Source organism: Agrobacterium sp. MCAB5 (assembly GCF_052114365.1).
Taxonomy (GTDB): Bacteria; Pseudomonadota; Alphaproteobacteria; order Rhizobiales; family Rhizobiaceae; genus Agrobacterium; species Agrobacterium tumefaciens.
The window spans coordinates 150,530-164,613 of the sequence record NZ_JBFREP010000002.1; the positions used below are offsets into that span (position 1 = coordinate 150,530).

Genomic DNA, 14,084 nt, shown 5'->3' on the forward strand with positions numbered 1-14,084 from the left:
CCTCTTAGTTCCAAAAGAAAATGATGAAGCCGCATGGCTGCGGCTTCATCCATCGATCGGACGGCGCTCCCCTTCACCGTCCCTGTATTATTTCGTGTCCTTCAGCGACACAAAGTAACCGGGCTTGTAGTCGAGCGGCAGGAAGCGGGCATGCAGCTCCTTGAAGGTCGCCTCGGGGTCGAGATCCTTAAAGAGGTCCGGGTGCAGCCACTTGGCGATTTCCTGAATGGCCACGAACTGATACGGGTTGTTGTAGAACTGGTGCCAGATGGCGTGGACATTGCCGTTCTTGACCGCCTGTACCCCGGTGAAAGCCGGGCGCTTGGTCAGGTTTTCAAGCTTGCGGTGGGCTTCCTTCATATCCGCGCCATAACCGACACCGACCCAGTTACCGCCGGGAACATAACCGTTCCAGTTGCCACCCGTGATGATGATCTGTTCCGGATTGGAGGCGATGATCTGTTCCGGATTGACGTTGCCGAACGTGCCGGGAATGATGTCCTTGGCCATGTTGATGCCGCCGGCGAGTTCGACCATCTTGCCGAAATTCTCGTTGCCGAAGGACATGCAGCAATCGTCGGAATAACCGCCGGCGCGTTCGACGAACACGACGGGCTTCTTCGGATTGGCCTTTTCGAGCGTATCGGTGACCTTGGCGATGGAGTCCGCGCGGAACTTTATGAAGTCCTCGGCGATCTTTTCCTTGCCGGTCAGCTGGCCCATCAGACGCATGCTCGGCTCGGTGTTTTCCATCGGCTTTTCGCGGAAGTCGACGTAAACAAGCGGGATGCCGACCTTTTCGAGCTTCTCGATGTAACCGGCCTCCTGCGTCGCGGTCTTCGCGTCGATGTTCATCAGGATCACGTCTGGCTTCAGCGAAATGGCCTGCTCGATGTCGAAGGTGCCGTCTTTCATGCCGCCAAAGGTCGGCAGCTTGGCAATATCAGGGTACTTGGCAAGATAGGCCGCATAGGTTTCCGGGTCGGCTTTCGCCAGGTCGTCGCGCCAGCCGACAACGTGCTGGAAAGGGTTTTCCTTGTCGAGCGCCGCCAGGAAATAGATCTGACGGCCTTCGCCGAGGATCACATGCGAAACGGGCACATTGACTTCCACGTCGCGGCCGGTCACATCCTTGACGGTGACCTTTTCGGCCAATGCAGGCCACGCTGCGGATACGAGAAGGCCAAGGGCAAGTGCCGCGGATTTGGCTGAGATGCGCATCGGATATTGCTCTCCAGTGTTGACTGGCGCGGCTGTATTATTTTCTGACTATACTAGTCAAGTTTTATGTTTTAGAGCCATTCTTAACTGACCGGTATGTGAGCTGAAGACCGATGATCGACACTATCCACTATGGCAAAAACGACAGTCTGAGAGACGAAATCAAAACCTATTGGTCCGGCCGCGCCGCGACTTTCGACCTTTCCCCGGGTCATGAGATTTTCTCCCAAGAAGAGCGCGAGGCCTGGCACGCGCTGGTTTTGAAGCATCTGGGCCAGGGAGAAGGCCGCAAGGCGCTGGATCTGGCCAGCGGCACCGGCGTTATCTCGCACCTGATGGACGATCTCGGTTTTCAGGTCACCGGCATGGATTGGTCGGAAACCATGCTGGAGCTTGCAAGGGCGAAGGCGAAAACCCGCGGGCGCAATATCCGCTTTTTTGTCGGCGACGCCGAAAACACGATGGAGCCGGACGAAAGCGCCGACGTCATCATCACCCGCCATCTGGTCTGGACGCTGGTTGACCCGAAGGCAAGCTTTGCCGAATGGTTCCGTGTCTTGAAACCCGGCGGACGCCTGCTGATCGTCGATGGCGATTTCGTCAACACCGGCTGGCGCGAAAGACTGGTCAAGAAGCTGGCGGCGGGTCTGGAAAGCATCGGCCTTGTGAAGCCGGACCAGCCGCACAAGCCGGCGGATCCGGAAAACACCTTCAACAGCATTCTATCGCGGGTCTATTTTTCACAGGGTGCAAGAGCTGGTGACGTTGCGGCGCTGTTGCGTGAAACCGGCTTCGAGCCCGTTGCCATCGATCAGGAACTTCAGGCCATTCATCGTGCCCAGGCAAAAAATTTCAGTCTGCTGAAAGGCATCTTGCGGGGATTGCAGCACCGTTATGCAGTATGCGCTGTGAAGCCGCACACGTCCGGCAAGGGATAGGGCGACCAAAGCCACCAAGCTGCCGCCCAGCTCTCCGTCACCCCGGATGTGATCCGGGGTCCAGTGCGACCAAGTCCTTGATCGCTTAATAATAGTTTCTCACGGTGCAGACGCGCCGTGGCTGGATGCCGGATCTAGTCCGGCATGACGCATGAAAACGCGATGCAGGGACCTCATTTTTCCGCCCGCTCGAATAGCTCCTCAAAGCGCGGCTTCGCCCGGCCTGGGACCTCTACCGTCCTGTAGCTCTGCGGCAAAACCGCGTCCCCCACCTTAATCAGCATGACCATGCCCATGCCGTAATGCGGCGAGCATTTGATGCCGTAAAAGCCTGGCTTTTCGAAGCCGGTCTCGAATTCGTCGTTGATCCGGCTTTTGAAACCTTCAATACCTTCGGGAACCATACCATCGATCGTCGCGGCATTATGGCTCTTGTGGCTCGGCACGAAGCGCACGCGGTCGCCGGGAGCGATCTCCAGAAAATCGGGTTCGAACACCATTGAGCCCTTTTCGCCACGGTTCAGCATCTTCACCTCGAAGGTCTCGGCTCCGGCTTGAATGGAAAACCCTGTGGCCACAACCATGGCAAGTCCCGCGGAAACGCAAAGCTGTCGGGCGCAAAAGCGGAGATTTGCAAGTCTTTTCAATTTCATCATCGTGCCGTTGCTTTCCTTGCGTGATCGGCCGCACCGTGGGCCGGCAGAAAACGAATATGTGAAAATCCGCTTTCATCCGTGGTGACGACGGATTGCACCCCGAACACATCGGCGATGGTCGAAGAGGTGAGGACCTCGCGCGGTGGGCCGACAGCGATCATTTCACCGCGATGCATGATGGCGACGCGGTCGCAGAACATGGCGGCATGATTGAGATCATGCAGCGCCGCCACAACCGTCAGTCCCTGCCTGCGCACCAGATCGAGCAGGCCGATCTGGTGGCCGATATCGAGATGGTTGGTCGGTTCGTCCAGCAGCAGAATATGCGGCTCCTGCGCCAATGCGCGGGCAATGTGCAGGCGCTGGCGTTCGCCGCCGGAAAGGTGATGCCAGTTTCGCTCGGCCTTGTCCGCCATATCGACATTTCCGAGCGCCGCATCGACGATGGCGTCGTCCTTTGGCGACCATGCGGAAAGCGGGCCGAGATAGGGCGTGCGCCCCAGTTCCACGGCCTGTCGCGCGCTGATGCGCTCGGTGGTTTCGGCCTGCTGCTCCACAAAGGCCAGCCTGCGGGCAAGTTCGCGCCGCCCGAATGTGGCAAGCCGTTCCTCACCAAGCATGACATGACCCCGACGCGGCATGCGAATGCCGGCCAGCATGGAAAGCAGCGTGCTTTTGCCCGAACCGTTCGGCCCGATGATACCCAGAAACTCGCCCGGGGCGACCTCCAGCGAAACCCCGCGCACGATGTCGAGATTGCCGGCATGAAAATGCAGATCGTGGGCGGATAATTTCATGACCGGCCTCTCTTCTGCCCGAGAATGAAGGCGAAGGCGGGCGCGCCGACCAGCGCAGTGATCACGCCGATCGGCAGCACCTGCCCCGGAATGACGGTGCGCGAGAGGATATCTGCGATGATCATGAAAATTGCACCGGTCAGGGCCGTCACCGGCAGCAACATGCCGTGGCGAACGCCAACGAAGATGCGCGCCGCATGCGGGATGACGAGACCGACGAAGCCGATGGAACCGACCAGCGACACCATGACTGCCGTCATGACCGCCGAAACCGAGATCAGCACCGCATAGACCCGGCGCACCGGAATACCGAGCGAAGCTGCTGCCTGACCGCCGAAAGCGAAAGCATCAAGCGCGCGTGCGTACCAGAGGCACACCCCAAGACCCGCAATACTGACGGGCAAAGCCAGCCAGACATCCGGCCAGCGCACGCCCGAAAGATTGCCCAGCAGCCAGAACATGATGCCGCGCGCCTGTTCGGCATTGGCGGATTTGGTGACGATGAACGACGTCATGGCGTTGAACAGTTGCGAACCGGCGACCCCCGCCAGGATGATGGCGCTGTTGCCGTGCCCTGCCCGCACCGCCAGAAGGCTGACAAGCGAAAAAGCCACAAAAGCCCCGATCAGGGCGCCGGCCGGCATCGTCAGGAACCCCGCCCCTAAGCCCAGAAGCGCCACGGCCACGGCCCCGGTTGAGGCGCCTGCGGAAATACCGAGGATATAGGGATCGGCGAGCGGGTTGCGCAGAAGTGATTGAAGCACCGCACCGGCCAGCGCCAGCGAGGCGCCACAGCACGCGGCAACAACGGCGCGGCTGAGGCGGTAACTCCAGACGATGCCCTCATCCAGCGGCTCCAGCGGATAACCCGCATGGAAGACACGATTGGCAATGGTCTTTGCCACCACGTCGAACGGAATGGCAGTCTCGCCGATGGCCGCACCGGCCATCAGCGCGACGAGCAGCAGGGCGAGTGCGGCAAAAGCCAGACCCGCCCTGCCAAGATTGACGGAAAGACCGTTCACTTGGCGAGACCGGCTGTGGAAATCGCCTCGGCCAGCGTTTCAATGCCTTCGATCGTGCGGATGGTCGGGTTCATCGCCTGCGCGTCCATTTCGAAGACATGGGCCGCCTTGACGGCGGGCATGATGCTGGCAACCGGATCGGTAGCGAGGAACTTGAGCTTGACGGCGACGTCATCGGCGGGGAAACGCCGGCGGTCCATCTTGCCGGCAACGATCACGGACGGATTGGCCTTGGCGATGGTTTCCCAGCCAACAGTCGGCCATTCCTCATCGCTTTCGATAACGTTCTTCAGCCCGAGCGCGGACATGATGTAACCCGGCGCACCATTGCGGCCCGCCACGTAAGGATCGATATCCAGCTCAGCGCTGGAGAACCAGAAGACTGCTGAAATCTTGCCATTCGCCGAAGCGATCTTGGCGCGGGCGGCTTCCTCACGCTTTTTCAGGTCGGCAACGACTTCCTCGCCGCGATCCTGCACGTTGAAAATTTTCGCAAGGTCGCGGACCTCCTGGTAGATCAGGTCCATGGTGAAAACGGACTTGCGCACGCCGTCGCCGCCGCCGGAATTGTCCTTGCCCATGCAATCGGCAGGCGAAGTATAAACGGGAATACCGAGTTCGGCGAATTGCTCCGGTGTTCCGACAACGCCTTCGGGACCGATCTGCCACTGGAACTGCGTCGTCACGAGGTCCGGCCTCTTGCCAACCACCGCCTCGAAGCTCGGATCATTGTCGGCAAGCCGCTCCACCTTGGCATTGGCGTCTTCGTAACCCTTCAGAACCGGGCCGATCCACAGCGCCGTGCCTACCACCTTGTCGGCCACGCCGAGCAGATAGAGAACCTCGGTCGTGCTCTGGCCGACCGATACTGTGCGGGCGGGCGCCTGCTTGAAGGTGATTTCGTGGCCGCAGCTATTGATCGTCAGCGGATAGGCGGTTTCGGCAGCCTGAGCGGCACCGGCGGGCAAGGCCGCTAATGCGACAGCCAGAAGACCGGCGGAAACCGGCAGGCGTTTGAAATGAAACATATGTTCTCCAGTCTAAATAAAGTGGCGTGATCCGCAGGCCGCGCGTCAAAACGCGTAGTGACAGAGCGACAACAAGTGTGGAGATGGAGAACGGGACTCTAAATACGTTTCCGCGGACGGAAAGGTCATAATAAGCTCCTCTTCCGGGCATCCCCGCCCGTAACGATGGTCAATATTATGACGGCAGGTCTCCTGGCTCACGAATATACGCCGTTCATCTGCCTTCCCGCACCTTGAAGGGTGCAGTGGCATGACGCTTTTCAGGCGTCACGAGGATGAACGGCAATCCGCTTACAGTTGCGGGGGCAGCCACGGCATTGGGCGATAGAAATCACCCGCACCATGTTCCCTATTAATCCCTTTGCCCTTCGGCTTCAGGAACCGTCGCTTTCTGACATAAGGGGCAAGCGCCGGGGCGTCAATTGCGATAGTGCTGCAGCTCAACACAAAGACGGACCCGCCAACGCGAAAATTTTTGTAGCGCCGGAAGGCGCCGGTTGCGGCGCGTCTTTGGACATGGTGGTAAGGGTTTCAATCACCACCAAGCCGGATTGCGCAATAAAATCAATAAAGAGATTGTTGTCGCTGATGGTGTCGAGACGCACCAGCTCATCGTCCAGATCGGTAAAATGCCGCCTTACGAGCGCAATCGCATCGATGTCCGCACCCGCAACGACCGGACCGATAATGTGGCCCCGCCCCGCCGCACGGCGCAGCGCAAAAGCGGTAAGACGGTCCGCCTCAAACACACCGTAACCCGCATTCTGCGTCAAAAGTCGCTGCAAAACGTTCCGGCGCGAAACGCCAAAAGCCGCCCGGTCTAGTTCCACCACATCAGTCAGATGACCTGCGGATAACGGCTCTATTCGTTGTTTTCTGCCGGGCGGCGGTATCTCGAAAAGGCAATTCGCCCTTCCCCGGAACAGATATACTTTTTCCGTATCACCGGCAAAACCCAACCTTGAAAACAACCGCCGCGACGCTCCCGTCGCGTTCAACCGCAGGGAGACAGTGGGGAATTTTGCGACAAGTTTCTGCACAAGCCATGGTGCTACGCCATGCCCCTGCAAACGGGGCGAAACAATGACCATGCCGAGCGTCGCAAACCCCTGATCATAGGGAAAGAGCATCGCGGTTGCGACAACACGGTCGATCTCATCGAGCGCGGCGAGACCCACGCCGCATTGCCGCAGAAAACACCATTCATTCGCGTGATATCGCCATCCGACGGCCATGGAGAGTGCATGCAGATGATCGGCATCCACGTCCGCGATATCCACGGTCCGCAGCTCGAAACTATCGACTTTGAGCAGGTCCATAACCAACGGCCCTCATCCCCTACGGCTCACAACCTTCATCCGGTCCCGGCCTAGCCCACGACATCCGACGGTAGCCGGTTACGCCAGCACGAATTTTCTGAAAGCACTGGAAGGTCACAACAATCTACCGAAATCATTCGCATTTCAGCAGATAAACGTCGCAGTCCATTCTAAGCTTTCGGGATGACAATCCGGTCAGCGGAGACGACCATTGAACGCAATCGAAATCCTTGAGCGTCTCGTCGGTTTCCCGTCGGTCGTTGGAACCGCCAATGGCGATATTGCCGGCTGGATCGCCGATTATCTTGAAAGCCACGGCGCGAAAGTATCGCTGCTTGCGGGACCGGAGGGCGACCGCGCCAATCTCTTCGCCACCTTCGGCCCGGCCGATCGCGCCGGCTATGTTTTGTCCGGCCATATGGATGTCGTACCCGCCAGCGAGCCGGAATGGTCTTCCGATCCCTTTACACTGCGGGCGGAAGATGATCGTCTCTACGGGCGCGGAACCACCGACATGAAGGGTTTTCTGGCCACGGTTCTCGCCGCGGCGCCTGCATTTTCGCGCAGGGCGCTGAAACGTCCCGTGCATATCGCCTTTTCCTATGACGAGGAGGCGGGTTGCCGTGGCGTTCCACATCTTCTCGCCAGATTGCCTGAACTTTGCGCCGCACCGGCGGGCGCAATCATCGGCGAGCCCAGCAATTTGCGGGCGGTTCGTGCACACAAGGGCAAAGCAGCAGCTCGCATTACCATCCGTGGCCGTTCCGGCCATTCGTCCCGGCCTGATCAGGGGGTTAATGCCATTCACCTGATGACCGGTATCATGGCAAAGGCCGTGGAGACGGCACATGAGCTGACGAAAGGCCCCTTTGAAGCGACTTTCGAGCCACCCTACTCCTCGCTGCAGATCGGCACGATGAAGGGCGGCCAGGCGATCAACATCATCCCCGATTTCTCGGCCATCGAGCTGGAAGCACGGGCGATTTCCGGCATATCGCCGCTTGAACTGCTCGGGCCGGTTCGCGCAAGCGTCGAGGCTCTTGCAGCAAAGGGTGTCGATATCGAATGGACGCCTATGAGCGATTATCCGGCGCTTTCGCTAGCAGCTAATGCTCCGCTTGTTCTGCTTCTGGAGGAATTGACCGGCACCCCCTGTCTCGCCGCCGTCAGCTACGGCACGGAGGCGGGGCTGTTCCAGGCGGCGGGCATCGACGCCATCATCTGCGGACCAGGGGATATCGGCCGCGCCCACAAGCCGGACGAGTTCATAACGACGGGCGAACTTTCGGCCTGCCAGTCGATGCTGGAAACACTCGCAAGCCGCTGTGCGGCTTGAACCTTCGGGAAGCATAGATTTCAGATGACTTTTCTCTTCAATTCCGACGCCAAGCGCGGCGAGATTTTCCGGCAGGCTCTAGCTGCAGAACTGCCTGATCTGCCGTTTTCGATGGATGCGTCAACTGTCGATCCCGACGCAGTCCGTTACCTCATCACCTGGACGGTACCGCAGGACATTGCCCGGTATCGCAATCTCGAAGTCCTGTTTTCGATCGGCGCGGGTGTCGACCAGTTTCACATCGAGGCGATCCCTGAGACGGTAAAGGTCGTACGCATGGTGGATGAGGGCATCATCCGCATGATGCAGGAATATATCTGCCTCGGCGTACTTTCCCTCCACCGCAACCTGCCGGTCTATTTAAACCAGCAGCGCCAGCAACTGTGGAATGCCCTGCCCCAGCGTCAGGCGGAAGAGTGCCGGGTGGGCGTTCTCGGCCTCGGCATGCTGGGCGTTGCGGCGCTGGAGCGGCTGAAACCCTTCGGCTTTCCGCTTTCCGGCTGGAGCCGCTCACAGCGTCAGATTGATGGCGTCACCTGCCATCATGGCGACGACGGCCTCAAATCCCTTCTCTCCACCAGCGATATTCTCGTCTGCCTGCTGCCTCTCACCGACGAGACCACGGGGCTTCTGAACGCCGAGCGTCTAGGGATGCTTCCCGACGGGGCTGCTCTGGTTCACGCCGGGCGCGGCAAACAGCTCGATCATGACGCTTTGCTCGATGCACTCAACAGCGACAGGCTTTCAGGTGCGGTGATTGACGTTACCGATCCGGAGCCCCTGCCCAAAGACCACCGCTTCTGGACCCATCCGAAAATTCTCCTGACGCCGCATATTGCCAGCGTCACCCAGCCCCATTCCGCTGCCCGCACCGTCGTCGAAAATATCAAACGATACGAATCCGGTCTCGAACCGCTCGGCCTCGTTGACCGTAGCCGCGGATATTGATCCTACCGTTCCAAGAAAGGACACCCATGTCTCTCCTCAAGACCATCGACACCAATCCCGCCTTTGAACCGAAAGCCTCCAAGGCCCTGCCCGAACGCCTCATAGCGGGCGACCCGTCGTTCAAAACCTGGCCTCTAGATGAAGCCCGTGATGGCACCGTACATACTGGCATCTGGGAAGCGACCCCCGGGGAAAGCCGCTCGATCAAAGGCGAGACATTCGAGTTCTGCCACATTCTCGAAGGCGTTATCGAGATCACACCGGAAGGCGGCGCGCCGCTGCGTTACACCGCGGGCGACAGCTTCGTCATGAAGCCCGGTTTCGTTGGCGTCTGGAAGACAATCGAAACCGTGCGCAAGATCTATGTGACCGTGAACGGATGATTTGCCGAACAGCATGCCTGGCATCCCGGCTGATGCAGAGGCATTTTTGAGAACAGCGATAGCTGGCAATCCGCAGGTGGATGCCAGCCATGGTTTACATGGGTATCCTGCCCGGATGCCTTTCGACCGGATTTACGGCCCTCGATCGGACCCGTCGCAAGGTTTTCGGCGCGGTCTTCATGCCCGCCGAAGATTGCGCTGTGGGCCACCAGCAAAACAGGATTTTCGTTCACCGCCCCCGCCGCAGTCGGTCGATGCTGCTTGCCATCAGGGAGTAGCTTTGGCGCATATCCACAGAGGATCATCCATGACGCTCAGCTTCGATCCAGACAGCCTGTCCCTGCCGATCGGCCATTTCATCGGCGACCGGCTGATCCCGGCTAAAAACGGCATTGACATGCATCGTCCTTCGGACGGCATCGAATATGCCGGTTGCCCGAAGGCGGATGCGGCACTTGTCGATGAGGCGGTGCAAACCGCCAAAGCCGCACTGAAGAGCAGTAACTGGGGCGGCGTGCGCCCGCGTGAGCGCACCAGGGTACTGCAACGCTGGGCAGACCTGATCGAGCAGGAAGCCGAGACGCTGGCGAAAATCGAGGCGCTCTCCTCAACCCGGCCCGTGGGCCACCTGATTGCCGGCGATATCGCCGTCACTGCCGAACAGATCCGCTTCTTTGCCGAATTTGCGGACAAGGAGGGCGGTGATCTCGTGCCGACCGACGACACAAGCGTCGGCATGATCATGACCGAGCCCTATGGCGTCGTGGGCGCCATTACGCCTTGGAATTTTCCGGTGTCCATGGCGGGCTGGAAGCTTGGCCCGGCACTCGCAGCCGGCAATGCCGTGGTGCTCAAGCCATCGGAGATGACGCCCTTCTCCAGCATTTTCATGGCGCAACTGGCCATCAAGGCAGGGCTGCCCGCCGGGCTCATCAACATCGTGCTGGGTGACGGGCCTGTGACAGGCAATGCCATCACCGGCCATCCCGAAATTTCAAAGGTCAGCTTCACCGGATCGACGGCAGCAGGTTCGGCCATCATGGCAAATATCGCGCGTACCGGCGTCAAGCCCATGACGCTGGAACTGGGCGGCAAAAGTCCGCAGCTGGTTTTTGCAGACGCCGATATCGAAAAAGCCGCCGCCGCGATCGCCGGCAATATTCTGTCCAATGCCGGGCAAGCCTGCGTTGCCGGCTCGCGCATCATCGTTGAAGAGAGTGTCGCAGAGGCGCTTTCCGCCGCAATTATCGCTCGCATGAAGACAGTGAAGCCCGGCCCGACCTGGGACGAAGCAACACAGTATTCGCCGATCATCTCCGAAGTGCAGCGCCAGCGCATTGACGGCATCGTGCAGGCGGCTGTCGCGCATGGCGGCGAATGCCTGACGGGCGGCGCGATCATGGACGGTCCGGGTTATTTCTACCAGCCGACCTTGATCGCAAATGTCGACCAGACCTCCCCTGCTGTCACAGAGGAGATATTCGGGCCGGTGCTGACCCTGCAAAGCTTCAAGACGGAAGAAGAGGCACTGGCGCTCGCCGATCATCCGACCTACGGTCTTGCCGCGGGTCTTTTCAGCCGCGATATCTCGCGCGTCATGCGCCTGTCTCGCGCCATCCAGGCAGGAACGATCTGGGTCAACCGGTATGGCCGCTCCCGCGACCATATCCTGCCGACCGGCGGTTACAAACGCTCCGGCATCGGCAAGGATCTCGGGCGGGAGGCCTATCTCGCCAACCGCAAGAGCAAAAGCGTCCTGATCGGACTGTAACAGGGGAAACATCTTGAAAACGCATCGCATCGCACTCATTCCCGGAGACGGCATCGGCAAAAGCGTGACTGATGCCGCCTGGCAGGTTCTCAACACCGCAGCAAAAAGCTCCGGTTTTGCGCTTGAAGGCACCGAATTCCCCTGGTCCTGCGCCTTCTACAAGGAGACCGGCGCGATGATGCCGAAGGATGGCATCGAGACCCTGCGCGGCTTCGACGCCATTCTGCTGGGCGCGGTCGGCTGGCCAGCGGAGGTGCCGGATTCGGTATCGTTGCACGGCCTGCTTCTGCCGATCCGCAAGGCATTTGTGCAATACGCCAATATCCGCCCGCACCGGCTTCTGCCCGGCGTGCAGGGACCGTTGAAAGCGGATGGATTCGACATTCTCTGCATCCGCGAAAATACCGAAGGTGAATATTCCGGTGCCGGCGGACGAGTCCATCAGGGCACCGAAGACGAGGTCGCTGTCGAAACCTCCATCTTCACCCGCAAGGGCGTGGAACGCATCCTGCGCTTCGGCTTCGAGCAGGCGCAAAAGCGTCGCGGCAAGTTGGCTTCCGTCACCAAATCCAACGCCCAGAAATATTCGATGGTGTTCTGGGACGAGGTGACGCAAAAGCTCGCCGCCGAATATCCGGATGTTGAAGTTTCCAGTTATCATATCGACGCCATGGCGGCGCGCATGGTGATGGCACCGGAAAGCCTTGATGTCGTGGTCGCCTCAAACCTCTTCGGCGATATCCTGACCGATCTCGGCGCAGCCATTCAGGGCGGCCTCGGTTTTGCCGCCTCCGCCAATATCAATCCCAACCGCACGGCACCCTCCATGTTCGAGCCGGTGCACGGTTCGGCCCCTGACATCGCCCATCTCGGCATTGCCAACCCCATCGCCGCCATCTGGTCCGGCGCCATGATGCTGGAGCATCTGGGTGAGGCGGATACGGCCAGGCGGGTCATGGCGGCGCTGGAAAAGGCGACCGGCCAGGGCATTGGCACCGTGCCGGGCAAGGACAAGACAGACGTAATAACTGCCGCAGTTCTTGCGGCTCTCGACTGATTTCGGAGACAGATAATGCAGGGCTTGAAGGACAAGGAACTCTTTCGCCAAATGGGTTTGATTGGCGGGGAATGGAAAGCGGCCGCATCAGGCAAGACGGTCGACGTGATCGACCCGGCGACGCAGGCGGTGATCGGCACCGTGCCGGATATGGGCAGCGTGGAAACCCGCGCGGCCATCGAAGCCGCCAACGCTGCCTTCGGGCCGTGGAAAAAGAAAACGCACGCGGAGCGCGCGACGCTTCTGGAAAAATGGTTCGCGTTGATGATCGAACACATCGACGATCTCGGCCTGATGTTGACCATCGAACAGGGCAAGCCATTCGAAGAGGCCAAGGGGGAAATCCGTTACGGAGCATCCTTCGTCAAGTGGTTTGCGGAAGAAGGCCGACGCATCAGCGGCGGCACCATTCCCTCCCCGACGCCGGATCGCCGTATCGTAGTGCTGAAGGAGCCAGTCGGTGTCTGCGGCATCATCACACCGTGGAATTTCCCGAACGCCATGATCACCCGCAAGGTCGCACCTGCATTGGCGGCTGGCTGCACCGTGGTCATCAAGCCCTCGGAATTCACGCCCTATTCGGCCCTAGCGCTCGGAGTTCTCGCCGAACGTGCAGGCATTCCGGCTGGCGTCATCAACATCGTCACCGGCATGCCGACGGAGATCGGCAACGAGATCATGGCCAATGAGACGGTGCGGAAAATTTCCTTCACAGGCTCTACCCGTGTCGGTTCGCTGTTGATGCGCGGTGCGGCCGACAGTGTAAAACGACTGTCGCTGGAACTCGGCGGCAATGCCCCTTTCATCGTATTCGACGATGCAGATCTCGATCTCGCCATCGAAGGCGCGCTCGTTTCGAAATTCCGCAATGGCGGTCAGACCTGCGTCTGCGCCAACCGCATTCTCGTTCAGGCGAGCGTTTACGATGCGTTTGCGAAAAAACTGGCTGATCGCGTCGATGCCATGCGTGTCGGACCCGGAACGGAGCTAGGTGTTTCCATCGGTCCGATGATCAACGAGCCGGCAATCGCCAAAATCCGCGCGCATATCGATGACGCCGTTTCCAAGGGCGCCGAGATCATTACCAAGCCTCATGATCTGCCTGAAGGTTCGCAATATACCGCACCGGTGGTGCTGACGGGCGCAACAACCGCCATGCGGCTGGCGAGCGAAGAGACCTTCGGGCCAGTCGCCCCGCTCTTCCGCTTCGAGACGGAAGAGGAGGCGATTGCGATCGCCAACGGTACGCCCTTCGGCCTTGCCGCCTACTTCTACACTGAAAGCCTCAAACGCGCCTGGCGCGTGGGCGAGGCGCTGGAGTTCGGCATGGTCGGCCTCAATACCGGCGCGATCTCCACCGAAGTCGCCCCCTTCGGCGGCGTCAAGCAATCCGGCCTCGGCCGCGAAGGCGCACAGGTCGGCATCGAGGAATATCTGGAAATGAAGACGTTCCACATCGGTGGACTTGCCTGAAGACTGTTTCTTTCTCCCCGCCTAAAGGGCCGCTCTGCGGCCCTTCTTTTTTGGTGCTAAATTGAAAAGCAGCATTCCCAGGGGTGGAAGAAAAATCCGGAGGCATGAATTGGTTTGGCAAAGCCACGGCAT

General features: G+C 59.7%; 13 protein-coding genes and 1 riboswitch. Of the genes, 7 read left to right on the forward strand and 6 right to left on the reverse strand.

All coding sequences use genetic code 11. The features are described from left to right. Nucleotides 1–87 precede the first annotated feature (87 nt). Nucleotides 88–1,221, reverse strand: a complete 1,134-nt coding sequence (locus AB4Z23_RS05435; protein ID WP_003511043.1) for an ABC transporter substrate-binding protein — start codon at nt 1,219–1,221, stop codon at nt 88–90. Between the two features lie 113 nt (nt 1,222–1,334). Between AB4Z23_RS05435 and AB4Z23_RS05440 the strand changes: the two genes are divergently transcribed. Next, nucleotides 1,335–2,159 carry a class I SAM-dependent methyltransferase gene (locus AB4Z23_RS05440; RefSeq protein ID WP_441360021.1) on the forward strand — a complete coding sequence of 275 codons (825 nt, stop codon included), beginning with the start codon at nt 1,335–1,337 and terminating at the stop codon, nt 2,157–2,159. 173 nt (nt 2,160–2,332) lie between these two features. Here AB4Z23_RS05440 and AB4Z23_RS05445 read toward each other — a convergent pair whose 3' ends face one another. The 5 genes from AB4Z23_RS05445 to AB4Z23_RS05465 form a co-directional block, all read right to left on the reverse strand. Further along, the gene (locus AB4Z23_RS05445) at nt 2,333–2,815 is read right to left on the reverse strand and encodes a pseudoazurin (protein ID WP_065687784.1); all 483 of its coding nucleotides are present in this window, start codon (nt 2,813–2,815) and stop codon (nt 2,333–2,335) included. Continuing rightward, nucleotides 2,812–3,612 (reverse strand): ABC transporter ATP-binding protein, encoded by an 801-nt coding sequence (locus tag AB4Z23_RS05450; RefSeq protein ID WP_013761639.1) that lies wholly within the window; start codon nt 3,610–3,612, stop codon nt 2,812–2,814. The genes AB4Z23_RS05445 and AB4Z23_RS05450 overlap by 4 nt, the downstream gene beginning before the upstream one ends. Then, nucleotides 3,609–4,637: a FecCD family ABC transporter permease gene (locus AB4Z23_RS05455; protein ID WP_025595575.1), complete on the reverse strand. Its 1,029-nt coding sequence runs from the start codon at nt 4,635–4,637 to the stop codon at nt 3,609–3,611. Before AB4Z23_RS05455 ends, AB4Z23_RS05450 begins: the two co-directional genes overlap by 4 nt. Further along, entirely contained in the window at nt 4,634–5,665 is a 1,032-nt protein-coding gene (locus tag AB4Z23_RS05460) for an ABC transporter substrate-binding protein (protein WP_013761640.1), read from the reverse strand. Before AB4Z23_RS05460 ends, AB4Z23_RS05455 begins: the two co-directional genes overlap by 4 nt. Nucleotides 5,666–5,830: 165 nt before the next feature. Next, nucleotides 5,831–6,066, reverse strand: a riboswitch (cobalamin riboswitch). Nucleotides 6,067–6,105: 39 nt separating this feature from the next. Next, complete coding sequence (locus AB4Z23_RS05465; RefSeq protein WP_065687785.1) at nt 6,106–6,984, reverse strand: GNAT family N-acetyltransferase; 879 nt, start codon at nt 6,982–6,984, stop codon at nt 6,106–6,108. A 211-nt stretch (nt 6,985–7,195) separates the two neighbouring features. Between AB4Z23_RS05465 and argE the strand changes: the two genes are divergently transcribed. The 6 genes from argE to AB4Z23_RS05495 all read left to right on the forward strand — a co-directional run bounded on the left by argE (nt 7,196) and on the right by AB4Z23_RS05495 (nt 13,952). Next, nucleotides 7,196–8,320 carry an acetylornithine deacetylase gene (argE, locus tag AB4Z23_RS05470; RefSeq protein WP_065687786.1) on the forward strand — a complete coding sequence of 375 codons (1,125 nt, stop codon included), beginning with the start codon at nt 7,196–7,198 and terminating at the stop codon, nt 8,318–8,320. Nucleotides 8,321–8,344: 24 nt separating this feature from the next. Continuing rightward, the gene (locus tag AB4Z23_RS05475) at nt 8,345–9,268 is read left to right on the forward strand and encodes a 2-hydroxyacid dehydrogenase (protein ID WP_113291575.1); all 924 of its coding nucleotides are present in this window, start codon (nt 8,345–8,347) and stop codon (nt 9,266–9,268) included. A gap of 26 nt (nt 9,269–9,294) precedes the next feature. After that, nucleotides 9,295–9,651, forward strand: a complete 357-nt coding sequence (locus AB4Z23_RS05480; protein ID WP_013761644.1) for a cupin domain-containing protein — start codon at nt 9,295–9,297, stop codon at nt 9,649–9,651. Nucleotides 9,652–9,958: 307 nt separating this feature from the next. Then, on the forward strand, nt 9,959–11,422 hold the full coding sequence (locus tag AB4Z23_RS05485) for an aldehyde dehydrogenase family protein (RefSeq protein WP_065687788.1): 1,464 nt from the start codon (nt 9,959–9,961) through the stop codon (nt 11,420–11,422). A gap of 13 nt (nt 11,423–11,435) precedes the next feature. Then, nucleotides 11,436–12,479, forward strand: coding sequence for a tartrate dehydrogenase (locus tag AB4Z23_RS05490; RefSeq protein WP_065687789.1), 1,044 nt, complete (start codon nt 11,436–11,438; stop codon nt 12,477–12,479). A 15-nt stretch (nt 12,480–12,494) separates the two neighbouring features. After that, the gene (locus AB4Z23_RS05495) at nt 12,495–13,952 is read left to right on the forward strand and encodes an NAD-dependent succinate-semialdehyde dehydrogenase (RefSeq protein ID WP_065687790.1); all 1,458 of its coding nucleotides are present in this window, start codon (nt 12,495–12,497) and stop codon (nt 13,950–13,952) included. Nucleotides 13,953–14,084: the final 132 nt, after the last annotated feature.

What these genes read in the sequence shown, in the direction of transcription:
- AB4Z23_RS05435 (WP_003511043.1), bottom strand. Translation starts at nt 1,221, where the DNA reads ATGCGCATCTCAGCCAAATCCGCGGCACTTGCCCTTGGCCTTCTCGTA.
- AB4Z23_RS05465 (WP_065687785.1), bottom strand. Translation starts at nt 6,984, where the DNA reads ATGGACCTGCTCAAAGTCGATAGTTTCGAGCTGCGGACCGTGGATATC.
- AB4Z23_RS05450 (WP_013761639.1), bottom strand. Translation starts at nt 3,612, where the DNA reads ATGAAATTATCCGCCCACGATCTGCATTTTCATGCCGGCAATCTCGAC.
- AB4Z23_RS05440 (WP_441360021.1), top strand. Translation starts at nt 1,335, where the DNA reads ATGATCGACACTATCCACTATGGCAAAAACGACAGTCTGAGAGACGAA.
- AB4Z23_RS05445 (WP_065687784.1), bottom strand. Translation starts at nt 2,815, where the DNA reads ATGATGAAATTGAAAAGACTTGCAAATCTCCGCTTTTGCGCCCGACAG.
- AB4Z23_RS05485 (WP_065687788.1), top strand. Translation starts at nt 9,959, where the DNA reads ATGACGCTCAGCTTCGATCCAGACAGCCTGTCCCTGCCGATCGGCCAT.
- AB4Z23_RS05480 (WP_013761644.1), top strand. Translation starts at nt 9,295, where the DNA reads ATGTCTCTCCTCAAGACCATCGACACCAATCCCGCCTTTGAACCGAAA.
- AB4Z23_RS05495 (WP_065687790.1), top strand. Translation starts at nt 12,495, where the DNA reads ATGCAGGGCTTGAAGGACAAGGAACTCTTTCGCCAAATGGGTTTGATT.
- AB4Z23_RS05475 (WP_113291575.1), top strand. Translation starts at nt 8,345, where the DNA reads ATGACTTTTCTCTTCAATTCCGACGCCAAGCGCGGCGAGATTTTCCGG.
- AB4Z23_RS05460 (WP_013761640.1), bottom strand. Translation starts at nt 5,665, where the DNA reads ATGTTTCATTTCAAACGCCTGCCGGTTTCCGCCGGTCTTCTGGCTGTC.